The organism is Klebsiella sp. GG_Kp175 (genome assembly GCF_040062325.1).
GTDB classification, from domain to species: domain Bacteria; phylum Pseudomonadota; class Gammaproteobacteria; order Enterobacterales; family Enterobacteriaceae; genus Klebsiella; species Klebsiella quasipneumoniae.
Genome location: NZ_JBEAFX010000033.1, coordinates 47,613 through 68,573, shown reverse-complemented (window position 1 = coordinate 68,573; position 20,961 = coordinate 47,613). Strand labels below are relative to the sequence as shown.

At 59.0% G+C, this 20,961-nt stretch carries 21 protein-coding genes; 13 read left to right on the top strand and 8 right to left on the bottom strand.

Features of this window, described 5'->3' with window-relative positions; all coding sequences use genetic code 11:
- Positions 1 to 183 precede the first annotated feature (183 nt).
- The 5 genes from ABLU73_RS23185 (at position 184) to trmL (ending at position 5,155) form a co-directional block, all read left to right on the top strand.
- Complete coding sequence (locus tag ABLU73_RS23185) at positions 184 to 546, top strand: YibL family ribosome-associated protein (protein WP_002922410.1); 363 nt, start codon at positions 184 to 186, stop codon at positions 544 to 546.
- Between the two features lie 283 nt (positions 547 to 829).
- Positions 830 to 2,485 (top strand): L-lactate permease, encoded by a 1,656-nt coding sequence (gene lldP / locus ABLU73_RS23180; protein WP_004205040.1) that lies wholly within the window; start codon positions 830 to 832, stop codon positions 2,483 to 2,485.
- A complete protein-coding gene (lldR, locus tag ABLU73_RS23175) occupies positions 2,482 to 3,255 on the top strand; it encodes a transcriptional regulator LldR (RefSeq protein ID WP_004205041.1) in 774 nt (257 codons plus the stop codon). The genes lldP and lldR overlap by 4 nt, the downstream gene beginning before the upstream one ends.
- Entirely contained in the window at positions 3,255 to 4,439 is a 1,185-nt protein-coding gene (gene lldD, locus ABLU73_RS23170) for an FMN-dependent L-lactate dehydrogenase LldD (RefSeq protein WP_219714033.1), read from the top strand. The genes lldR and lldD overlap by 1 nt, the downstream gene beginning before the upstream one ends.
- A 242-nt stretch (positions 4,440 to 4,681) precedes the next feature.
- On the top strand, positions 4,682 to 5,155 hold the full coding sequence (gene trmL / locus ABLU73_RS23165; RefSeq protein WP_004205043.1) for a tRNA (uridine(34)/cytosine(34)/5-carboxymethylaminomethyluridine(34)-2'-O)-methyltransferase TrmL: 474 nt from the start codon (positions 4,682 to 4,684) through the stop codon (positions 5,153 to 5,155).
- Between the two features lie 102 nt (positions 5,156 to 5,257).
- On the opposite strand, the gene cysE is transcribed toward trmL, so the two are convergent.
- From cysE to ABLU73_RS23140, 5 genes are all read right to left on the bottom strand, one after another.
- Positions 5,258 to 6,079 (bottom strand): serine O-acetyltransferase, encoded by an 822-nt coding sequence (gene cysE, locus ABLU73_RS23160; protein ID WP_002922426.1) that lies wholly within the window; start codon positions 6,077 to 6,079, stop codon positions 5,258 to 5,260.
- 73 nt (positions 6,080 to 6,152) lie between these two features.
- Positions 6,153 to 7,172 (bottom strand): NAD(P)H-dependent glycerol-3-phosphate dehydrogenase, encoded by a 1,020-nt coding sequence (gpsA, locus tag ABLU73_RS23155; protein WP_004205045.1) that lies wholly within the window; start codon positions 7,170 to 7,172, stop codon positions 6,153 to 6,155.
- Positions 7,172 to 7,639, bottom strand: coding sequence for a protein-export chaperone SecB (secB, locus tag ABLU73_RS23150; protein WP_002922428.1), 468 nt, complete (start codon positions 7,637 to 7,639; stop codon positions 7,172 to 7,174). The genes gpsA and secB overlap by 1 nt, the downstream gene beginning before the upstream one ends.
- A 60-nt stretch (positions 7,640 to 7,699) precedes the next feature.
- Entirely contained in the window at positions 7,700 to 7,951 is a 252-nt protein-coding gene (gene grxC / locus ABLU73_RS23145; RefSeq protein ID WP_002922429.1) for a glutaredoxin 3, read from the bottom strand.
- 104 nt (positions 7,952 to 8,055) lie between these two features.
- The gene (locus ABLU73_RS23140) at positions 8,056 to 8,487 is read right to left on the bottom strand and encodes a rhodanese-like domain-containing protein (protein WP_004205046.1); all 432 of its coding nucleotides are present in this window, start codon (positions 8,485 to 8,487) and stop codon (positions 8,056 to 8,058) included.
- 245 nt (positions 8,488 to 8,732) lie between these two features.
- Here ABLU73_RS23140 and gpmM point away from each other — a divergent pair, with 245 nt between their 5' ends.
- The 3 genes from gpmM to ABLU73_RS23125 are packed head-to-tail and all read left to right on the top strand — an operon-like array spanning position 8,733 to position 12,518.
- Positions 8,733 to 10,277, top strand: a complete 1,545-nt coding sequence (gpmM, locus tag ABLU73_RS23135) for a 2,3-bisphosphoglycerate-independent phosphoglycerate mutase (protein WP_023319322.1) — start codon at positions 8,733 to 8,735, stop codon at positions 10,275 to 10,277.
- 9 nt (positions 10,278 to 10,286) lie between these two features.
- Complete coding sequence (gene envC / locus ABLU73_RS23130; RefSeq protein ID WP_004205048.1) at positions 10,287 to 11,558, top strand: murein hydrolase activator EnvC; 1,272 nt, start codon at positions 10,287 to 10,289, stop codon at positions 11,556 to 11,558.
- Positions 11,559 to 11,561: 3 nt separating this feature from the next.
- Positions 11,562 to 12,518 (top strand): divergent polysaccharide deacetylase family protein, encoded by a 957-nt coding sequence (locus tag ABLU73_RS23125; RefSeq protein WP_017900042.1) that lies wholly within the window; start codon positions 11,562 to 11,564, stop codon positions 12,516 to 12,518.
- Positions 12,519 to 12,523: 5 nt separating this feature from the next.
- Here the strand turns inward: ABLU73_RS23125 and ABLU73_RS23120 are convergent, their stop codons facing one another.
- The 3 genes from ABLU73_RS23120 to kbl form a co-directional block, all read right to left on the bottom strand.
- On the bottom strand, positions 12,524 to 13,312 hold the full coding sequence (locus ABLU73_RS23120) for a glycosyltransferase family 2 protein (protein WP_017900043.1): 789 nt from the start codon (positions 13,310 to 13,312) through the stop codon (positions 12,524 to 12,526).
- A gap of 169 nt (positions 13,313 to 13,481) precedes the next feature.
- Positions 13,482 to 14,507 carry an L-threonine 3-dehydrogenase gene (gene tdh, locus ABLU73_RS23115; protein WP_004205051.1) on the bottom strand — a complete coding sequence of 342 codons (1,026 nt, stop codon included), beginning with the start codon at positions 14,505 to 14,507 and terminating at the stop codon, positions 13,482 to 13,484.
- Between the two features lie 12 nt (positions 14,508 to 14,519).
- The gene (kbl, locus tag ABLU73_RS23110) at positions 14,520 to 15,713 is read right to left on the bottom strand and encodes a glycine C-acetyltransferase (RefSeq protein WP_017900044.1); all 1,194 of its coding nucleotides are present in this window, start codon (positions 15,711 to 15,713) and stop codon (positions 14,520 to 14,522) included.
- A gap of 213 nt (positions 15,714 to 15,926) precedes the next feature.
- Between kbl and rfaD the strand changes: the two genes are divergently transcribed.
- From rfaD to ABLU73_RS23085, 5 genes are read left to right on the top strand one after another with little or no spacing between them, the layout of a single operon-like run.
- On the top strand, positions 15,927 to 16,859 hold the full coding sequence (rfaD, locus tag ABLU73_RS23105) for an ADP-glyceromanno-heptose 6-epimerase (RefSeq protein WP_004205054.1): 933 nt from the start codon (positions 15,927 to 15,929) through the stop codon (positions 16,857 to 16,859).
- Between the two features lie 8 nt (positions 16,860 to 16,867).
- Complete coding sequence (gene rfaF, locus ABLU73_RS23100) at positions 16,868 to 17,926, top strand: ADP-heptose--LPS heptosyltransferase RfaF (protein ID WP_004205055.1); 1,059 nt, start codon at positions 16,868 to 16,870, stop codon at positions 17,924 to 17,926.
- A gap of 3 nt (positions 17,927 to 17,929) precedes the next feature.
- A complete protein-coding gene (gene rfaC, locus ABLU73_RS23095; RefSeq protein ID WP_004205056.1) occupies positions 17,930 to 18,901 on the top strand; it encodes a lipopolysaccharide heptosyltransferase RfaC in 972 nt (323 codons plus the stop codon).
- A complete protein-coding gene (locus tag ABLU73_RS23090; RefSeq protein WP_049003215.1) occupies positions 18,901 to 19,809 on the top strand; it encodes a sugar glycosyltransferase in 909 nt (302 codons plus the stop codon). Before rfaC ends, ABLU73_RS23090 begins: the two co-directional genes overlap by 1 nt.
- The gene (locus ABLU73_RS23085) at positions 19,787 to 20,956 is read left to right on the top strand and encodes an O-antigen ligase family protein (RefSeq protein ID WP_017900046.1); all 1,170 of its coding nucleotides are present in this window, start codon (positions 19,787 to 19,789) and stop codon (positions 20,954 to 20,956) included. The genes ABLU73_RS23090 and ABLU73_RS23085 overlap by 23 nt, the downstream gene beginning before the upstream one ends.
- Positions 20,957 to 20,961: the final 5 nt, after the last annotated feature.

Sequence of the window (20,961 nt, the reverse complement as noted above, 5' to 3'; positions counted from 1 at the left end):
CACAGAAATGAAATTAGAGCGGGTATCAGAAAGAATATTAATAAAATTCAAATTATTAGCAGGTTCAGGTATCGTATTCTGACGGCGATTAACGGCGAATTTTTGATAAATAGCTATCAACAATAGCGGTCACGGCACATACTATAGGCGAATGAAGCCCCTTTATTAACAGATCAAATCACCATGAAAGAAGTCGAAAAGAATGAAATCAAACGTCTGAGCGATCGTCTCGACGCCATCCGCCACCAGCAGGCCGAGCTGTCGCTGGTGGAAGCCGCCGATAAATACGCTGAGCTGGAAAAAGAAAAAGCCACTCTGGAAACGGAGATTGAACGTCTGCGTTCCGTCCAGAGCCAGAAGCTGAGCAAAGAGGCGCAAAAGCTGATGAGCCTGCCGTTCCGTCGCGCGATTACCAAAAAAGAGCAGGCCGATATGGGCAAGCTGAAGAAAAGCGTCCGCGGCCTGGTGGTCGTCCATCCGATGACCGCCCTGGGCCGGGAAATGGGTCTGAAAGAGATGACCGGTTTCGCCCGCAGCGAATTCTAATCCCCAGCCCTCTCCGTCCGGAGAGGGTTATTCTGTCCTACCGCCACCCTTTTTCGTCCCCTGCCGGCAGATTGGTCCAACCAATAAATTCATCTACCCCCCAGCAGTTCACAAATCCATCAAAATGCATCACAAACCCGTTGCCTAAGAGTAACATCTGGTTAACCATTCGTTGTCATCAACCCTGCTATCCCTAATTGGCCGGGCCAATTTTACCTAAGACGGATTCGGCAATGAGCGCAGACTCAGCCCACCCGTCCTGGCGGCCCGATGGAGACCCTGCATGAATCTCTGGCAACAAAACTACGATCCCGCCGGTAATATCTGGTTATCCAGTCTTATCGCATCGCTACCGATTCTGTTTTTCTTTTTTGCGCTGATTAAGCTCAAACTGAAAGGCTATCTCGCCGCTACCTGGACCGTTGCGATCGCCCTGGCCGTCGCATTGCTGTTCTATAAAATGCCGGTGGACCGCGCCCTGGCCTCGGTAGTGTATGGCTTCTTCTACGGACTGTGGCCCATCGCGTGGATTATTATCGCCGCGGTCTTTGTCTATAAAATCTCGGTGAAGACCGGACAGTTCGACATTATCCGCTCGTCGATCCTGTCAATTACGCCTGACCAACGCCTGCAGATGCTGATCGTCGGATTCTCGTTCGGCGCCTTTCTCGAAGGGGCAGCGGGGTTTGGCGCGCCGGTGGCGATTACCGCGGCGCTGCTGGTCGGCCTCGGGTTTAACCCGCTGTATGCGGCTGGCCTGTGCCTGATCGTCAACACCGCGCCGGTGGCCTTCGGCGCGATGGGCATCCCAATCCTGGTGGCCGGCCAGGTAACCGGTATCGACAGCTTCGCCATCGGCCAGATGGTGGGCCGCCAGCTGCCGTTCCTGACCATTATCGTGCTGTTCTGGATCATGGCCATCATGGATGGCTGGCGGGGCATCAAAGAGACCTGGCCGGCGGTGATGGTCGCAGGCGGCTCGTTCGCTATCGCCCAGTACCTCAGCTCTAACTTCCTTGGCCCGGAGCTGCCGGACATCATCTCATCGCTGGTCTCCCTGGTCTGCCTGACCCTGTTCCTCAAACGCTGGCAACCGGTGCGCATCTTCCGCTTTGGCGACATCGGCGCCTCGCAGGTGGATATGACGCTGGCCCGCACGCGCTACACCGCAGGACAAGTGATCCGCGCCTGGTCGCCGTTCCTGTTCCTGACCGCCACCGTAACCCTGTGGAGCGTGCCGCCGTTCAAAGCGCTGTTCGCACCGGGCGGCGCGATGTATGACTTCGTCATCAATTTTTCGGTGCCGTTCCTCGACAAAATGGTCGCCCGCATGCCGCCGGTGGTCAGCGCCGCGACGCCTTACGCCGCCATCTATAAGTTTGACTGGCTGTCGGCAACCGGCACCGCCATTCTGTTCGCCGCCCTGCTGTCCATCGTCTGGCTGCGTATGAAGCCGAAAGACGCGCTGACCACCTTCGCCGGGACGCTGAAGGACCTGGCGCTGCCGATCTACTCTATCGGCATGGTGCTGGCGTTCGCTTTTATCTCCAACTACTCCGGGCTGTCGTCAACCCTGGCCCTGGCGCTGGCCCATACCGGCCACGCGTTTACCTTCTTCTCGCCGTTCCTGGGCTGGCTGGGGGTATTCCTGACCGGTTCGGACACCTCGTCTAACGCCCTGTTCGCCGCGCTGCAGGCAACGGCGGCGCAGCAGATTGGCGTCTCCGATATCCTGCTGGTCGCGGCCAATACCACCGGCGGCGTCACCGGCAAGATGATTTCCCCGCAGTCGATCGCCATCGCCTGCGCCGCGGTTGGCCTGGTGGGTAAAGAGTCAGATCTGTTCCGCTTTACCGTCAAACACAGCCTGATCTTCACCTGTATGGTGGGCCTGATCACCACGCTGCAGGCCTACGTTTTAACCTGGATGATCCCGTGATAGTGATGCCTAAACGCCTGGCCGACGATGTAGCCCGTCGCGTCCGGGCGCTGATTGAAGAACAACAGCTGGAGGCGGGCATGCGACTGCCCGCCGAGCGTCAGCTCGCCGCTCAGCTCGGCGTCTCGCGCAATTCCCTGCGCGAAGCGCTGGCGATGCTGGTCAATGAAGGGGTACTGCTGAGCCGTCGCGGCGGTGGCACTTTCGTCCGCTTTCAGCATGAGCCGTGGTCGGAGCAAAACATCGTCCAGCCGCTGAAGACGCTGCTGGCCGATGACCCTGACTACAGCTTCGACATCCTCGAGGCCCGCCACGCCATCGAAGCCAGCACCGCGTGGCACGCGGCGATGCGGGCCACCGACGCCGATAAAGAAAAAATTCGCCTGTGCTTTGAAGCGACCCAGAGCGAAGACCCGGATATCGCCTCGCAGGCGGACGTCCGCTTCCATCTGGCCATCGCCGAAGCCTCGCATAACGTGGTGCTCCTGCAAACCATGCGCGGCTTTTTCGACCTGCTGCACTCCTCCGTCAAGCAGAGCCGTCAGCGTATGTATCTGGTGCCGCCGGTATTTGCCCGCCTGACCGAACAGCACCAGGCCGTCATGGAGGCGATTGTCGCCGGCGACGCCGAGGCGGCGCGCCAGGCGATGATGGCCCACTTAGGCTTTGTCCACGCCACCATTAAACGTTTTGATGAAGACCAGGCCCGCCAGGCGCGAATTACCCGCCTGCCCGGCGATGCTATTGATAATTCCAGGGAGAATTCGTGATGATTATTTCCGCCGCCAGCGACTATCGCGCCGCCGCCCAGCGTATCCTGCCGCCTTTCCTGTTCCACTATATCGACGGCGGGGCTTACGCCGAACATACCCTGCGTCGCAACGTGGAAGATCTCTCCGACGTGGCGTTACGCCAGCGTATTCTGCGCAATATGTCGGACCTGAGCCTCGAGACCACCCTCTTCAACGAGAAGCTGGCGATGCCGACGGCGCTGGCGCCGGTGGGGCTGTGTGGGATGTACGCCCGCCGCGGCGAAGTGCAGGCCGCCGGCGCAGCGGATGACAAAGGTATTCCGTTTACCCTCTCCACCGTTTCCGTCTGCCCAATTGAAGAGGTCGCCCCGACCATCAAGCGGCCGATGTGGTTCCAGCTGTACGTTCTGCGCGACCGCGGCTTTATGCGCAATGCGCTGGAGCGCGCTAAGGCGGCGGGTTGTTCAACGCTGGTCTTTACCGTCGATATGCCGACCCCCGGCGCCCGCTACCGCGACGCCCATTCCGGCATGAGCGGCCCGAACGCCGCCCTGCGCCGCTACTGGCAGGCGGTCACCCATCCGCAGTGGGCATGGGACGTTGGCCTCAACGGCCGTCCGCACGATCTGGGGAATATCTCCGCCTATCTCGGCCAGCCGACCGGCCTGGAGGATTACATCGGCTGGCTGGCGAATAACTTCGATCCATCGATTTCATGGAAAGACCTCGAGTGGATCCGTGATTTCTGGGACGGTCCGATGGTGATCAAAGGGATCCTCGACCCGGAGGACGCCCGCGACGCGGTGCGCTTTGGCGCCGACGGCATTGTGGTCTCCAACCACGGCGGCCGCCAGCTTGACGGCGTGCTCTCCTCCGCTCGCGCCCTGCCGGCAATTGCCGACGCCGTGAAAGGCGACATTACCATTCTCGCCGACAGCGGCATCCGCAACGGTCTCGACGTCGTGCGGATGATCGCCCTGGGCGCCGACAGCGTACTGCTGGGCCGCGCTTACCTGTACGCCCTGGCGACCCATGGCAAGCAGGGGGTGGCGAATCTGCTGAATCTAATCGAGAAAGAGATGAAGGTGGCGATGACCCTGACCGGCGCGAAAACCATCGCGGACATTAGCCGTGATTCGCTGGTGCAGAACGCGGAGGCGCTGCAGAACTTCGATGCGCTGAAGCAGCATAACGCGGCATAAGCTGCGCCGTTGTGCTCTCTCTCCTCACCCTCTCCGTCAGGGAGAGGGAACCGTCCGGCAGCCAGGCTAGCAGTAGCGTTCCCCTCCGTCCAGGTGAAGTACCGAAGGTTGGGTGGGTCCTTTCACCCGCGTTCTCCGGCCCACCGACCGGCGCCGGTTTTCCCCCTCTCCCTCAGGGAGAGGGCCGGGGTGAGGGTTGACCAAATATCTGCTATTCTGCCCCCCGCAATTAAGGGGGCAGTATGCTGAACATCGTGTTATTCGAACCAGAGATCCCGCCGAACACCGGGAATATTATCCGCCTGTGCGCCAACACGGGCTTCAGTCTGCATATCATTGAGCCCATGGGCTTCACCTGGGACGATAAGCGCCTGAGACGCGCCGGACTGGACTATCACGAGTTCACCGCCGTGCAGCGCCACGCCGATTACGCGGCGTTTCTCGCCAGCGCACAGCCGCAGCGCCTGTTCGCCCTGACGACCAAAGGAACCCCGGCGCACAGCGCGGTCAGCTATCAGGATGGCGATTTCTTGATGTTTGGTCCGGAAACCCGCGGTCTGCCGGCGAGCATTCTGGATGCCCTGCCGCCGGAGCAGAAAATTCGGATTCCGATGATGCCGGACAGCCGCAGCATGAACCTGTCGAATGCGGTGTCGGTGGTGGTGTATGAAGCCTGGCGGCAGTTGGGGTATCCAGGCGCCGTGCTGCGCAGCTAGCCTGAGCGATTCCCGGATTGCAGCGCACGGCGCCTTATCCGGGCGACAGGCTGGCGGGATGAGATCGTAGGCCCGGTAAGCGCTGCGCCACCGGGCAAGACGTTAAATCCCGTCGCCGTACTCGAAAGTGTGGTGAATACCGTTGAAATGCTGATCCATATCCATCGCCGGCTTATCGCTCTCCGGCTTGCCGACGATGCGCGCAGGAACACCTGCGGCGGTGGTATGCGGCGGCACCGGCTGCAGCACCACTGAGCCTGCGCCGATTTTTGCCCCACGCCCGACTTCGATATTGCCGAGGATCTTCGCTCCGGCGCCAATCATCACGCCTTCGCGAATTTTCGGGTGACGGTCGCCGCTGGTTTTACCGGTACCGCCGAGGGTGACCGACTGCAGAATAGAGACGTCATCCTCAATCACCGCCGTTTCGCCAACCACAATACCGGTGGCGTGGTCGAGCATGATCCCGCGGCCGATTTTCGCCGCCGGGTGGATATCCACCTGGAAAGAGACGGAGACCTGGTTTTGCAGGAAAATCGCCAGCGCACGCCGGCCCTGCGTCCACAACCAGTGGCCGATACGATAGGCCTGCAGGGCATGGAAACCCTTCAGATAGAGCAGCGGCGTGGAGTATTTATCCACCGCCGGGTCACGCGTGCGCACCGCCTGAATATCGCAGGCGGCGGAGGCGATCATTTCCGGGTCGGCGGCGTAGGCTTCTTCCACCACTTCGCGAATGGCGATCGCCGGCATAATCGGGGAAGCCAGCTTGTTGGCCAACATATAGCTCAGTGCGCTGCCCAGATTTTCATGCTTGAGTAACGTTGCGTGGTAAAAACTGGCGAGCATTGGCTCACAGTCAGCCAGAGCCCGGGCTTCGGCTTTAATATTATTCCAGACGATATCCAGTTCTTCACACGGCATTGCATACTCCAGGCGATATGGTAATGACCTGCCAGTTCTGCGCTGGCAGGGTCATTCAGGTGACAAAGGAAAGCTAATTGCTGCTGCGCTCGTCCTTGCGGGCGCGACCCAATAAGGTCAATGCTGCCTCGCGCGCAATTTTTCCGCAATACAATACCTGATAAATTTCCTCGGTTATTGGCATTTCGACACCTAAACGCTGTGCCAGAACGCGAACTTCCTTGGTATTGCGGTAGCCTTCAACCACCTGGCCAATCTTTTCCTGGGCGCTTTGCACGTCCATCCCCTGGCCGAGCATCATGCCGAAGCGACGGTTACGGGACTGGTTGTCGGTGCAGGTGAGCACCAGGTCACCGAGGCCGGCCATCCCCATAAAGGTTTCCGGGTCGGCGCCCAGCGCCGCGCCAAGGCGAGACATTTCCACCAGGCCACGGGTAATCAGCGCCGTCCGCGCATTGGCGCCGAAGCCGATGCCGTCCGACATCCCCGCCCCGATGGCGATGACGTTTTTCACCGCGCCGCCGAGTTGTACGCCGATAAAATCCGGGTTGATGTAGACGCGGAAGCTCTTGCCGCAGTGCAGCAGGTGCTGCAGATCCTCGGCAAACTGCGGATCCGTCGCCGCCAGCGAAATCGCCGTCGGCAGGCCGGCGGCCAGCTCTTTGGCGAAGGTTGGCCCGGAGATCACCGCCAGCGGGATATCATCGCCCAGCGCTTCACGCGCCACGTCCTGCAGCAGACGACCGGTTTCGGCCTCAAGGCCTTTGGTCGCCCACACCAGACGCGCGTCAGGACGCATCAGCGGTTTAATCTGGCGTAACACCTGACCAAACACATGGCTTGGCACCACCACCAGAATATCGCGGCTGGCGGCCAGCGCGGTGGCCAGGTCGCTTTCAAGATGCAGCGTATCCGGGAAAGGCACATCGGGAAGGAACGCGGCGTTGCAGCGATCGTGTTGCAGCGTCGCGATATGTTTCGGGTCATGGCCCCAGAGCACAACGTGGTGGCCATTTCTTGCCAGGGTGATGGCAAGAGCGGTGCCGTAAGAGCCGGCACCGATCACAGTCATTGCAGCATTAAGTGCGTTCATCAGGCATCCTGATGTTGTTCAGCACCTTCGCCAGCCTGCTGCTGCAGATAGTTCATAAACAGCGCGTCGAAGTTCACTGGCGCAAGGTTAAGTTGCGGGAAGGTACCGCGGGAAACCAGGCTGGTGATGCACTCGCGCGCGTACGGGAACAGAATGTTCGGGCAGTATGCGCCAAGGCAGTGCGCCATCTGGGTGCCTTCGATGCCGTCGATGGAGAAAATACCGCCCTGCTGTACTTCGCAGAGGAACGCGGTCTCTTCGCCCAGAGCGGCGGTCACGGTTACACGCAGCACCACTTCATAAACGCCTTCAGCCAGCTGGGTGGAGGCGGTATCCAGATCAAGTTTAACTTCCGGCTGCCAGTCTTTCTGGAAAACTTGCGGCGCGTTCGGCGCTTCAAAAGAGATATCTTTGGTATAGATACGCTGGATCTGGAAGGTCATTTCGGTGCTGTTTTGTTCTGACATAGTAAAACCCTTTCGTGTTGTCCTTAAATACGCGCTTCCGGCAGGGAAAGCGCGCAAAAATTAGCGCAAGAGGGGATCAAGTCCACCACGTGAATCAAGCGCATACAAGTCGTCACAGCCGCCAATGTGCTGCGCATCAATAAAAATCTGCGGAACCGTCGTCCGTCCGCTGCGCTGGATCATCTCCTCACGCTTCGCGGCATCGCCATCGATCGGCAACTCATGGAACGTTACGCCTTTGCTGTTCAGCAGCGCTTTCGCGCGGATGCAGAACGGGCAGGTCGCTTTGGTGTAGATCTCAATATTGGCCATGACTTCACTCCTGTTATTACCCTGAGGGTTTTACGCCGCAGCCTGTGTTCCCCTCACGTCAGGCGCGACGGGGAAAACGCGGCGGCATCACCACGCGGGGTAAGTTATTTGCCGCGTACCAGAGGGAGGTTTTCGCCGCTCCAGCCAGCAATGCCCTCTTTCAGTACAAAGACTTTTTCAAACCCGGCTTTGTTCAGCGCGTTGGCTGGCTCTTGCGCCTGCATGCCGGAACCGTCTACCACAATAATGGGTTGCGATTTGTGTTTTTCCAACTCGCCGACGTTATTCGCTTTGATATCGCTGGGCAGCAGGTTGATGGCGCCGGCAATATGGCCTTTACGGAAATCGTCACGCTGACGCAGGTCGACCACTACCGCGTCTTCTTTATTGATAAGACGCGTCGCTTCACCACGGGTGATGACTTTAACTTTCGACATCAGGCCCTTGAAGGTGGTGAACAGCACCGCCCCCAGCAGCGCGATCCACGCGATGCTCAGAACAGGGTGACGGCCGATGAATTGCATAATTTCTTGCATGGGGGGTTACAACTCCCGACTAAGTGAGAAAAAAACCAGGAAAGGAGTATACCTGTGCCTTGCGGCAATTACAGCCAGTGAGCGCGATGTAATGTATTTTCTGCGGGCGGCGGCGAAAAAAAGCCGTTCTCGCTGACGCGCCGCGGACTGGCCGCTCCCTTTCTTTGATCTTTCACGGGGATTTAAACGATTCAGCTGTAGTAAAATTACGCAAAATTTCTGTCTTTGAGCATGAGGTTGTCGCAATGTCGGTTACTAAAAAACCTATGGTACTGGTGATTCTGGATGGCTACGGCTATCGCGAAGACCAACAGGATAACGCCATTTACAGCGCTAAAACGCCGGTAATGGACGCCCTGTGGGCCAAACGTCCGCATACCCTGATCGATGCATCCGGCCTGGAAGTTGGCCTGCCGGACCGTCAGATGGGGAACTCCGAAGTGGGTCACGTCAACCTGGGCGCCGGTCGTATCGTCTATCAGGACCTGACCCGTCTCGATGTGGAAATTAAAGAACGCACCTTCTTCGCCAACCCGGTACTGACCGCCGCGGTCGATAAAGCGGTTGCCGCCGGCAAAGCGGTACATATCATGGGTCTGATGTCGCCAGGCGGCGTCCACAGCCACGAAGATCACATCATGGCGATGGTGGAGCTGGCGGCAGAGCGCGGCGCTGAGAAGATCTACCTGCACGCCTTCCTCGACGGCCGTGATACGCCGCCGCGCAGCGCGGAAAAAACGCTGGCGACATTCGAAGCCAAATTTGCCGCGCTGGGCAAAGGCCGCATCGCGTCGCTCATCGGCCGCTACTACGCCATGGACCGCGACAACCGCTGGGATCGCGTTGAGCAGGCCTATGACCTGATGACCCTGGCGAAAGGCGAATTCCAGGCCGATACCGCCGTCGCCGGTCTGCAGGCTGCCTACGCCCGTGACGAAAACGACGAGTTCGTGAAAGCGACCGTGATCCGCGCCGCCGGTCAGGCCGATGCGGCGATGGAAGATGGCGATGCGCTGATCTTCATGAACTTCCGTGCTGACCGCGCGCGCGAAATCACCCGCGCCTTCGTCAACGCCGACTTCGACGGCTTTGCGCGTAAGAAAGTGGTTAACCTCGACTTCGTGATGCTCACCGAATATGCCGCCGACATCAAAGTGGCCTGCGCCTACCCGCCCGCCTCGCTGGCCAATACCTTCGGCGAGTGGATGGCCAAGCACGATAAAACCCAGCTGCGCATCTCCGAAACTGAGAAATACGCCCACGTCACCTTCTTCTTCAACGGCGGCGTAGAAGAGCCGTTCAAAGGCGAAGAGCGGATTCTGATTAATTCGCCGAAAGTAGCGACCTACGATCTGCAGCCGGAAATGAGCTCCGCCGAGCTGACCGAGAAACTGGTCGCGGCCATCAAAGGCGGCCAGTACGACACTATCATCTGTAACTACCCGAACGGCGATATGGTTGGCCATACCGGGGTGATGGAAGCCGCCGTAAAAGCCGTTGAAGCGCTGGATCACTGCATCGATCAGGTGGCGCAGGCGGTGGAATCCGTTGGCGGTCAGCTGCTGATCACCGCCGACCACGGTAACGCCGAGCAGATGCGCGACCCGGCCACCGGTCAGGCGCATACCGCCCACACCAACCTGCCGGTTCCGCTGATCTACGTCGGTAACAAAGCGGTTAAAGCGGTCAATGGCGGCAAACTTTCCGACATCGCCCCAACCATGCTGTCGCTGATGGGAATGGAAATCCCGCAAGAGATGACTGGCAAGCCGCTGTTCATCGTGGAATAATCCTTCCCCATGAGGGGAAAGGCGACGTATTCAACTACATGGATCGCAACGGCAGTTCGATCCGTCCTTTACGCCAGCGCGCTCAGCGCTGGCGTATTACTGTGCGCGTCATCTGCGCACGCCGACGATCGCGATCAGCTTAAGTCCATCCAGGCCGACATCGCCGCCAGGCAGCGGGCGATTAAGCAACAGCAGCAGCAGCGCGCAAGCCTGCTCGCCCAGCTCAAAGCGCAGGAAGAAGCGATCGCCGCCGCGGCCCGCAAACTGCGCGAAACCCAGGACAACCTGAACCAGCTCAATAAGCAGATTGACGAAATGAACGCCTCTCTCGCGAAGCTGGAGCGCCAGCGCGCGTCTCAGGAGCGTAACCTCGCCGCGCAGCTTGACGCCGCGTTCCGCCAGGGGCCGCATACCGGCATCCAGATGGTGCTGAGCGGTGAAGAGGGCCAGCGCAATCAGCGGATGCAGGTCTACTTCAGCTATTTCAACCAGGCCCGTCAGGAAACCATCGCGGAACTGAAGAAAACGCGCGAAGAGATGGCGGTGCAAAAGTCGATGCTCGAAGAGAAGCAGAGCCAGCAGCAGACGCTGGTCTACGAGCAAAAAGCTCAGCAGGCGAAGCTGGAGCAGGCGCGTAACGAACGGAAAAAGACCCTTTCCGGCCTGGAATCCTCCATTCAGCAAGGTCAGCAACAGTTAAGTGAATTGCGGGCTAACGAATCGCGCCTACGCGGTCGTATCGCCCAGGCGGAGGCTGCCGCCAAAGCCCGAGCCGATCGGGAAGCACGCGATGCGCAGGCGGTGCGCGACCGCCAGCAGGAAGCATCGCGCAAAGGCACCACCTATAAACCAACGGAAAGCGAGCGTTCGCTGATGTCACGCACCGGCGGACTGGGCTCGCCGCGCGGTCAGGCGTTCTGGCCGGTTCGCGGTCCGCTCCTTCATCGATATGGCGAACAGCTGCAAGGTGAACTACGTTGGAAAGGGATGGTTATCGCCGCGTCTGAAGGCACCGAAGTCAGAGCCATTGCCGATGGTCGGGTCATTCTGGCCGACTGGCTGCAGGGCTATGGTCTGGTGGTGGTGGTCGAGCATGGCAAAGGCGACATGAGCCTGTATGGCTATAACCAAAGCGCGCTGGTCAGCGTCGGTACGCAGGTGCGTGCCGGTCAGCCTATCGCGCTCGTAGGCAGCAGCGGCGGTCAGGGCCGTCCGTCGCTCTATTTCGAAATTCGCCGCCAGGGTCAGGCGGTCAATCCACAGCCGTGGTTGGGAAGATAAGTTTTGCTTCAATTTCGCGCAATTGCTCTTGCCGTAGCCGGTTCGCTGGCTCTGGCGGCGCCAGCGTTCGCTGGCAAACTCTCCATCGTTATTGACGATTTTGGCTACCGCCCGCAGACCGAAAATCAGGTGCTGGCGCTGCCTTCCACTATCTCCGTCGCCGTGCTGCCGAACGCGCCGCACGCCCGGGAAATGGCCACGAAAGCGCATAATCTGGGCCATGAAGTGCTCATCCACCTGCCGATGGCGCCGCTCAGCAAACAGCCGCTGGAAAAAGACACCCTGCGTCCCGAAATGAGCAGCGAGGAGATCGAGCGCATCATTCGCGAAGCTTACGGCAAAGTCCCCTACGCCGTCGGGCTGAATAACCATATGGGCAGCGCGATGACCTCCAACCTGTTTGGCATGCAGAAGGTGATGCAGGCCCTGGAGCGCTACAATCTCTATTTTCTCGACAGCGTGACCATCGGCAATACCCAGGCCATGCGCGCCGCGCAGGGCACCGGGGTGAAGGTGATTAAGCGCAAGGTGTTTCTTGACGATACGCAGAATGAAGCCGATATCCGCACCCAGTTCAACCGCGCCATCGCCCTGGCGCGTCGTAACGGTTCGGCGATAGCCATTGGCCATCCGCATCCGACGACGGTGCGGGTGCTGCAGCAGATGGTCTATAGCCTGCCGCCGGATATCACGCTGGTGCGCCCGAGCAGCCTGCTCAACGAGCCGCAGGTCGACAATTCGACGCCAAACTACACTCAGCCGCCCGCGCAACAAACGGCGCCGCAGCAGCAGAAGCCGCGTAATCCGTTCCACGGCGTGAAGTATTGCAAGCCGAAGCGCCCGCTGGAGCCCGTGAACGCCAGCCGCTTCTTCACTATCCTCAGCGACAGCATCAGCCAGAGCGCGCTGGTCCAGTACTATCGCCTCAAATGGCAGGGCTGGGACAATCCCGGCAACTAGACCACTCAGGGGTCCGTTCGCTTTTGCGCGACGGGCGCCTGGTTATCTTCGTGGGCGTACCACGCCTTAAAATATTTGAGAAAGCTATAAAACGTGGCGTACAGGCCGGTGACCACGCCGACTTTGCCATAGCGCCACGCCCCGCTGAACAGATACCATTTAAAGAAAGCGCCAATCGCGCTGACGATCCCCCGCGCCAGCGAAGGTTTGATCTGCTGGTGCTTCACCAGCCGGGTGGTATAGCTGTTCAGCTTATTAAACACTTCATGCAGCGAATAAAAGGTGTCATGGCGTACAAAGCCCGGCAGCCTGACGGATCGCGCGTGTCCAACCACCTGGTCATCCACCGGCCGGTCGTTAAATCGCGCCTGCTGGCGGTTAAAGAGGCGCACCGGGTAATCCGGCGAGGAAATGGGGTAGATCGTCCGCACCTGCTTGCCGAGGACAAACCAGTAGCGCGGCAAACGCCAGGCGCATGCCGGGTCAGGCTCCTCCCCCGCTTTTAACGCCTGAATGGCCGACACGACGTCGTTATCAAGAATTTCATCGCTGTCCATGCACAGCACCCAGTCATGGCTGGCCAGCCCAATGGCATAGTTCATCTGCGCGCCGTGGGCTTTATAGGCATGGTGATGGACGGTGAGACCAAACTGCTGACAAATAGAGACCGTTTCGTCGGTGCTACCGGAGTCGACGACAATACACTCATCGGCCACCCTCAGCAGCGGGGGCAGCACCTCCATGAGCAGACGTGCAGAGTTACAGGTCAGTAAGCATACGGAGAGTTTAAGCATGATAGTTACAAAGTTAAACCGCGACTAAACACACTGTATAAGCGAATAACCGTAAAATCGATGTAGAAATTGTGCGCTTGATATTAAGCAGGCTAAAAATGTTATCCAAATCTAAATTAAGGCGCCCGCAGGCGCCTTTTTTGCTGGTTTTTACAACAGACCGAAGGCGTTATTCCCAGCTCAGAACCACTTTACCGGACTGGCCGGAGCGCATGGCGTCAAAACCCTTCTGGAAGTCGTCAATGCCGAAGCGGTGGGTGATGATCGGTGAAAGATCCAGACCAGACTGGATCAGCGCCGCCATCTTGTACCAGGTTTCGAACATCTCGCGGCCGTAGATCCCTTTGATAAACAGCCCCTTAAAGATGACCTTGGTCCAGTCGATGGACATATCTGACGGTGGAATACCCAGCATCGCGATACGACCGCCGTGGTTCATGGTATCCAGCATGCTGCGGAACGCCGGCGGCGCGCCGGACATCTCCAGGCCCACGTCGAAACCTTCGGTCATCCCCAGCTCGGCCATCACGTCATTGAGGTTCTCTTTCGCCACGTTCACCGCGCGAGTGACGCCCATTTTGCGCGCCAGCTCAAGACGGTACTCGTTAACGTCAGTGATCACCACATTACGCGCGCCGACGTGTTTCGCCACCGCCGCCGCCATCACGCCGATCGGGCCGGCGCCGGAGACCAGCACGTCTTCCCCCACCAGATCGAAGGAGAGCGCAGTGTGCACAGCGTTGCCGAACGGGTCGAAGATAGACGCCAGGTCATCAGAGATATTGTCGGGGATTTTAAAGGCGTTAAAGGCCGGGATCACCAGATACTCGGCAAAGCAGCCCGGGCGGTTGACGCCCACGCCGATGGTGTTGCGGCACAGGTGGGTACGGCCCGCGCGGCAGTTACGGCAGTGGCCGCAGGTGATATGCCCTTCGCCGGAGACGCGGTCGCCAATCTTAAAGCCGCGCACTTCCTGGCCAATCCCCACCACTTCGCCGACATATTCGTGCCCGACCACCATCGGTACCGGAATAGTCTTCTGCGACCACTCATCCCAGTTGTAGATGTGCACGTCGGTCCCGCAAATGGCGGTCTTGCGGATTTTAATCAGCAGATCGTTATGGCCGACTTCCGGTTCCGGTACGTCGGTCATCCAGATGCCTTCTTCCGCTTTCAGTTTGGATAACGCTTTCATCTCACACCCTTATTAGGCGATGACGCCCAGTTGTTTACCGATGCGGGTAAAGGCTTCCACCGCACGCTCAATTTGTTCAGGGGTATGCGCCGCCGACATCTGGGTGCGAATACGCGCCTGGCCTTTCGGTACCACCGGATAGAAGAAGCCGGTGACATAGATCCCTTCTTTCTGCAGCTCGCGGGCAAAGTTCTGCGCCACCACCGCTTCGCCCAGCATCACCGGAATGATGGCGTGGTCGGCGCCCGCCAGAGTGAAGCCTGCCGCGGTCATTTTTTCACGGAACAGACGCGCGTTGGCCCACAGGCGATCGCGCAGGTCTGCACCCTCTTCGACCATCTCCAGCACTTTGATGGAGGCGGCCACGATGGCCGGCGCCAGAGAGTTGGAGAACAGATACGGACGGGAACGCTGGCGCAGCCACTCGACCACCTCTTTGCGTGCGGCGGTGTAGCCGCCGGAGGCGCCGCCCAGCGCTTTACCCAGCGTGCCGGTGATAATGTCGACGCGACCCATCACGTCGCAGTATTCGTGGGAGCCGCGGCCGTTTTCGCCGACGAAGCCGACGGCGTGGGAGTCATCGACCATCACCAGCGCATCGTATTTATCCGCCAGATCGCATACGCCTTTCAGGTTGGCGATCACGCCGTCCATCGAGAAGACGCCGTCGGTGGCGATTAACACGTGACGCGCCCCGGCGTCGCGGGCTTCTTTCAGGCGCGCTTCCAGCTCCTGCATGTCGTTGTTGGCATAGCGGAAGCGTTTCGCTTTACACAGGCGTACGCCGTCGATGATAGAGGCATGGTTCAGGGCGTCGGAGATAATGGCGTCTTCCGGGCCGAGCAGCGTTTCAAACAGGCCGCCGTTGGCGTCGAAGCAAGAGGAGTAGAGGATCGCGTCTTCCATACCTAGGAAATCCGCCAGCTTCTTCTCCAGCTGCTTGTGCGTATCCTGGGTGCCGCAGATGAAGCGTACCGAGGCCATCCCGAAGCCGTGGCTGTCCATACCGGATTTCGCCGCGTCGATCAGCGCCGGGTGGTTGGCCAGACCCAGATAGTTATTGGCGCAGAAGTTAATCACGTGGCTGTCGCCGACGGTAATGTCCGCCTGCTGCGCCGAGGTGATGATGCGCTCTTCTTTAAACAAGCCTTCGGCCCGAGCGGTCTCCAGATTGCTAGTTAACTGTTTGTAGAAATCACCACGCATTGCAACTCTCCAGATTCGGCAAAATTTGGCACATATTACCCAAAGCTATACGCTGATACGAGATGATGCATGCCTGAATGAATTATTTGCAGCATAAATCACGTCAGCCCAGCACCTTATTCTGCGAATGGCTGTAGGCTTGCTCATGTGGTGATATGATATGAGCATTCATGTCCGGATTGTCTCCGGGCTCTCAACTTCAAAGGTACAGTTATGATCATCGTAACCGGCGGCGCAGGCTTTATCGGCAGCAACATCGTTAAAGCGCTGAATGACAAAGGCATCACCGACATTCTGGTTGTCGACAATCTGAAAGACGGCACCAAGTTTGTGAACCTGGTTGACCTGAACATCGCTGACTACATGGATAAAGAAGACTTTCTGATCCAGATTATGGCAGGCGAAGAGTTCGGCGACATTGACGCTATCTTCCACGAAGGCGCGTGCTCTTCCACCACGGAGTGGGACGGCAAGTACATGATGGACAACAACTATCAGTACTCCAAAGAGCTTCTGCACTACTGCCTGGAGCGCGAAATTCCGTTCCTGTACGCCTCTTCGGCAGCCACCTACGGTGGACGCACCAGCGATTTCATCGAGTCCCGCGAGTATGAGCAGCCGCTGAACGTCTACGGCTACTCCAAATTCCTGTTCGATGAATACGTCCGTCAGATCCTGCCTGAAGCCAATTCGCAGATCGTCGGCTTCCGCTACTTCAACGTCTACGGGCCGCGCGAAGGCCACAAAGGCAGCATGGCGAGCGTCGCTTTCCACCTCAACACCCAGCTGAATAATGGCGAAAGTCCGAAACTGTTCGAAGGCAGCGACGGCTTCAAGCGCGACTTCGTCTACGTCGGCGACGTGGCTGACGTCAACCTGTGGTTCTGGGAAAACGGCGTTTCCGGCATCTTCAACCTCGGCACCGGCCGCGCGGAATCCTTCCAGGCCGTCGCCGATGCGACCCTGGCGTACCACAAAAAAGGCAGCATCGAGTACATCCCGTTCCCGGACAAACTGAAAGGCCGCTACCAGGCGTTCACCCAGGCGGATCTGACTAACCTGCGTAAAGCGGGCTATGACAAACCGTTCAAAACCGTTGCCGAAGGCGTAACGGAGTATATGGCCTGGCTGAATCGGGGCGCGTAAGAGATAACATGAAAATTCTGGTGGTAGGCCCGTCTTGGGTGGGCGACATGATGATGTCGCAAAGTCTTTATCGTACGCTCAGGGCGCGCTATCCCCAGGCGATTATCGACGTGATGGCGCCTGCCTGGTGCCGTCCGTTGTTATCGCGCATGCCGGAAGTGAACGAAGCGATCCCGATGCCGCTGGGCCACGGCGCGCTGGCTATCGGCGAACGCCGCAAGCTCGGGCACAGCCTGCGCGAGCGTCGCTACGATCGCGCTTACGTGCTGCCGAACTCGTTTAAATCGGCATTAGTCCCCTTCTTTGCCAACATCCCGCTGCGCACCGGCTGGCGCGGCGAGATGCGCTACGGCCTGCTCAACGACGCCCGGGTGCTGGACAAAGACGCCTGGCCGCTGATGGTGGAACGCTACGTGGCGCTGGCCTACGACAACGGCGTGATGCGCTGCGCCAAAGATCTGCCGCAGCCGCTGCTGTGGCCGCAGCTGCAGGTCAACGAAGGGGAAAAGTCGCAGGCCTGCAGCGCCTTTAACCTGTCCAACGATCGGCCGATCATCGGCTTCTGCCCCGGCGCGGAGTTCGGCCCGGCAAAACGCTGGCCGCACTATCACTATGCTGCGCTGGCGAAAAAGCTCATCGACGATGGTTATCAGATTGCGCTATTTGGCTCGGCAAAAGATAACGAGGCCGGCAAAGAGATCATCGCCGCCCTCAGCAGCGAGCAGCAGGCCTGGTGCCGGAATCTGGCGGGTGAAACCCAGCTGGAGCAGGCGGTGATCCTGATTGCCGCCTGTAAAGCGGTGGTGACTAACGATTCGGGGCTGATGCACGTCGCCGCGGCGCTGGACCGCCCGCTGGTGGCGCTGTATGGCCCGAGCAGTCCGGACTTTACCCCGCCGCTGTCGCATAAAGCGCGCGTGATCCGCCTGATTAGCGGCTACCACAAAGTGCGCAAAGGCGATGCCGCCGAAGGCTATCATCAGAGCCTGATCGACATTACGCCAGAGCGCGTCCTGCAAGAGCTGAATGAATTGTTGACGGATAAAACCGGGCACGAGGAAGCGTAGCGGATGCGGGTATTGATTGTAAAAACCTCATCGATGGGCGACGTGCTGCACACGCTGCCCGCGCTGACCGACGCCGCGCAGGCTATCCCCGGCATCCGCTTCGACTGGGTAGTGGAAGAAGGCTTCGCGCAGATCCCCTCCTGGCATGAAAGCGTCGAGCGGGTGATCCCGGTGGCGATCCGCCGCTGGCGTAAAGCCTGGTTCTCCGCGCCAATCAAAGCGGAGCGTAAAGCCTTTCGCGAGGCCGTCCAGGCGGTAAAGTATGACGCCATCATCGACGCCCAGGGGCTGGTGAAAAGCGCTGCGCTAGTCACCCGCCTGGCGCACGGCGTCAAGCATGGTATGGACTGGCAAACGGCCCGCGAGCCGCTGGCCAGCCTGTTTTACAACCGCCGCCACCACATTGCGAAACAGCAGCACGCCGTGGAGCGTACCCGCGAGCTGTTCGCCAAAAGTCTCGGCTACGCGAAACCCCAAACCCAGGGGGATTACGCCATTGCGCGCCATTTCCTGCAGCACGAGGCTAGCGCTGCCGCCCCCTATCTGGTGTTCCTGCATGCCACCACCCGCGACGATAAGCACTGGCCGGAAAACCGCTGGCAGGAGCTGCTCGATCTGCTGGCCGACAGTGGCGTCCGCATTAAGCTGCCGTGGGGCGCCCCGCACGAAGAGGCGCGGGCGAAGCGGCTGGCGGAAGGCCGGGAGTATGTTGAAGTGCTGCCGCGCATGAGCCTTGAGCAGGTAGCGCAGGTTCTGGCCAGCGCCCGGGCCGTCGTCTCGGTCGATACCGGCCTCAGTCATCTGACCGCCGCGCTGGATAAACCGAACTTCACGCTTTACGGCCCGACCGATCCGGGGCTGATTGGCGGATACGGTAAAAACCAGCACATCGTGCGGCCGGAAAACAGCGCCAGCACCGGCGATATTACCGCCAGCCGGGTTCATCTTCTTCTGCACAATCAGGGGCTGCTCTGATGGGATCTCTGTTTAAGCAGATCTATCGCTACACCCGCCCTCGCGCTTATCGTCACAATGAAAATCTGTGGCCTTTTACCCGCATCACTCGCGCGCCGAGCGGCGAAATCAGCGCGTTGCGCTATAGAGGGAAAACGGTGCCGCTGGTCAGCCTGAGCGCGCTGAAAAACAGCATGCAGGGTGAAGTCCTGCTGACCGCCACCGGCCCTTCGACCCGCAATATCGATTTTTCCCTGTTGTCGAAAACGATCCCAGTGATGGGCGTCAATGGCGCCTGGCATCTTGCCGACCGCCTGCACTTTTCGCTCTATACCATCGTCGACATGGAGTTTTTCGATAAGAAGCCGGACATTATCCGCGCTATCGTCAGCCAACCGGACATTCTGCTGTTCACCACCATGCATGGGATCGCCAAAATCGTCGATCGCTATGCGGACGCGCTGCGCTGCCGTTTGGCGTTGATTGAGGACGGTTGCTATAAGATTTACCAGCCGAAAGTCGCCAGCGAAGCGATAAAGCGCACTTACCAGCAGAATCCGGCGATGTGCTTTCATCCCCAGCGCCCGGATATCTGTTTTAGCACCGATATTCGCCAGGGCGTCTTTGATGCCGGTACGGTGGTCTACTGGGCGCTGCAAGTTCTCGCCTGGCTGGGCTTCAATACTATCCTGGTGAGCGGCCTGGATATGACCAATTTTAACCAGCCGCGATTCTACGAAACACAACAAGAAAAATTGCCTTCTTACCTGGCAACAAAAGTGGATACCCTCGTCATGCCCTCCTTTGCGCATGCCGCGCAGGTACTGCAGCAACGCCAGATCCGGGTGATTAATTTTTCCCCAGAAAGCGCTGTACCGGATACTATTTTCGAAAAGGTTGCGTTTAATGAGTACTTTAAAAGTGAGTAACTTCGCCCGACAGGGTTACTCGATTGTCTTTCCTTTGTTTTTATTTTTCAGCGCGATTTTTTGTATGTCCACCCGGACCAATAATCTGCTGCATTTATCGATCCTGCTGCTGTTGCTGTCGCTGGTACGCCAGGAAAATCGCCAGGCGCTGGCCGACGTGTTACGCGAGCAGTGGCAGACCTGGACGCTGCTGGCGGCCTTCTTTACCTATTACGCCCTCAGTAACCTGTGGGGCCATACGCCGCAGCATATTGATTCGCCGATCACCCACGGTGTGTATCTGACGGGCTATCTGTTGCTGATGGCGATGCTGCTTAGCGACGAACGAACCCGCCGCCTGGCCATGCTGGCGGTGGTTGGCGGGATCACCGTGCTCTCGCTGTGGACGCTGATGTTCGACCACACGCTGGTCCTCACCGAACGAGCGGTCTCCCCCGAGAACCCCGGGCCAACAAACGTTATCGACCTTGCCGGATACTGCGGCATCGGCATCTTAATCTGCGGCATGCTACTGAAAGAAAAAGCCAGCCACTGGCTCTATCTGCCGGTGGCCATCATGCTGGTGATGATGCTGCTGACCCAAAGCCGCGGGCCGATCATCGCCCTGGTGCTGGCGGTCGGCTGTACGCTGCACCTGCACGTCTTCACCCGCCGCAACCTGCTGATCGCCGCGGCGCTGGCCGTGCTGGTGGCTCTGCTTTTGGTCATGACGCCGGTGGGCGACATGCTGCTCGCCCGTTTCGAAGAGCTGGGCACCCAAAGCGGGCTGCGTCTGAGTATCTGGCACCATACGCTGTCGGAGATGGCCAGCCAGCCCTGGCTGGGACGCGGTTTCAGCTATGAACTGGATTTCATCAACTACAGCGGCGAACACATCACCACCACCCACAGCGTGTATATGGGCGCCCTGCTGAAAGGCGGCATCGTAGGTTTACTACTGCTGCTTGCGGTCATTGCCTGCGGACTCTGGCAGGCGTGGCGCAAGCGCCGCTCCGACAGCCGCTACAGTCTGGCGATCCTGTTTTACGCCCTGGTGTTTATGGCCTCGCAGGGGATGTTTATCATCAGCAACCCCCGGGAGACCTGGGTGCTGTTCTGGCTGCCGCTGGGCATAGCGCTCAGCAAAGGGCTAGCGGAAAAGCGTTAACAAAA

Coding starts and splice junctions, on each gene's coding strand:
- secB (WP_002922428.1), bottom strand. CDS start 7,639: ATGTCAGAACAAAACAGCACCGAAATGACCTTCCAGATCCAGCGTATC.
- kbl (WP_017900044.1), bottom strand. CDS start 15,713: ATGCGTGGTGATTTCTACAAACAGTTAACTAGCAATCTGGAGACCGCT.
- rfaF (WP_004205055.1), top strand. CDS start 16,868: ATGAAAATTCTGGTGGTAGGCCCGTCTTGGGTGGGCGACATGATGATG.
- cysE (WP_002922426.1), bottom strand. CDS start 6,079: ATGCCGTGTGAAGAACTGGATATCGTCTGGAATAATATTAAAGCCGAA.
- ABLU73_RS23185 (WP_002922410.1), top strand. CDS start 184: ATGAAAGAAGTCGAAAAGAATGAAATCAAACGTCTGAGCGATCGTCTC.
- lldD (WP_219714033.1), top strand. CDS start 3,255: ATGATTATTTCCGCCGCCAGCGACTATCGCGCCGCCGCCCAGCGTATC.
- ABLU73_RS23085 (WP_017900046.1), top strand. CDS start 19,787: ATGAGTACTTTAAAAGTGAGTAACTTCGCCCGACAGGGTTACTCGATT.
- trmL (WP_004205043.1), top strand. CDS start 4,682: ATGCTGAACATCGTGTTATTCGAACCAGAGATCCCGCCGAACACCGGG.
- lldP (WP_004205040.1), top strand. CDS start 830: ATGAATCTCTGGCAACAAAACTACGATCCCGCCGGTAATATCTGGTTA.
- tdh (WP_004205051.1), bottom strand. CDS start 14,507: ATGAAAGCGTTATCCAAACTGAAAGCGGAAGAAGGCATCTGGATGACC.
- rfaC (WP_004205056.1), top strand. CDS start 17,930: ATGCGGGTATTGATTGTAAAAACCTCATCGATGGGCGACGTGCTGCAC.
- gpsA (WP_004205045.1), bottom strand. CDS start 7,172: ATGAACGCACTTAATGCTGCAATGACTGTGATCGGTGCCGGCTCTTAC.
- gpmM (WP_023319322.1), top strand. CDS start 8,733: ATGTCGGTTACTAAAAAACCTATGGTACTGGTGATTCTGGATGGCTAC.
- ABLU73_RS23140 (WP_004205046.1), bottom strand. CDS start 8,487: ATGCAAGAAATTATGCAATTCATCGGCCGTCACCCTGTTCTGAGCATC.
- ABLU73_RS23090 (WP_049003215.1), top strand. CDS start 18,901: ATGGGATCTCTGTTTAAGCAGATCTATCGCTACACCCGCCCTCGCGCT.
- grxC (WP_002922429.1), bottom strand. CDS start 7,951: ATGGCCAATATTGAGATCTACACCAAAGCGACCTGCCCGTTCTGCATC.
- envC (WP_004205048.1), top strand. CDS start 10,287: ATGAGGGGAAAGGCGACGTATTCAACTACATGGATCGCAACGGCAGTT.
- ABLU73_RS23120 (WP_017900043.1), bottom strand. CDS start 13,312: ATGCTTAAACTCTCCGTATGCTTACTGACCTGTAACTCTGCACGTCTG.
- rfaD (WP_004205054.1), top strand. CDS start 15,927: ATGATCATCGTAACCGGCGGCGCAGGCTTTATCGGCAGCAACATCGTT.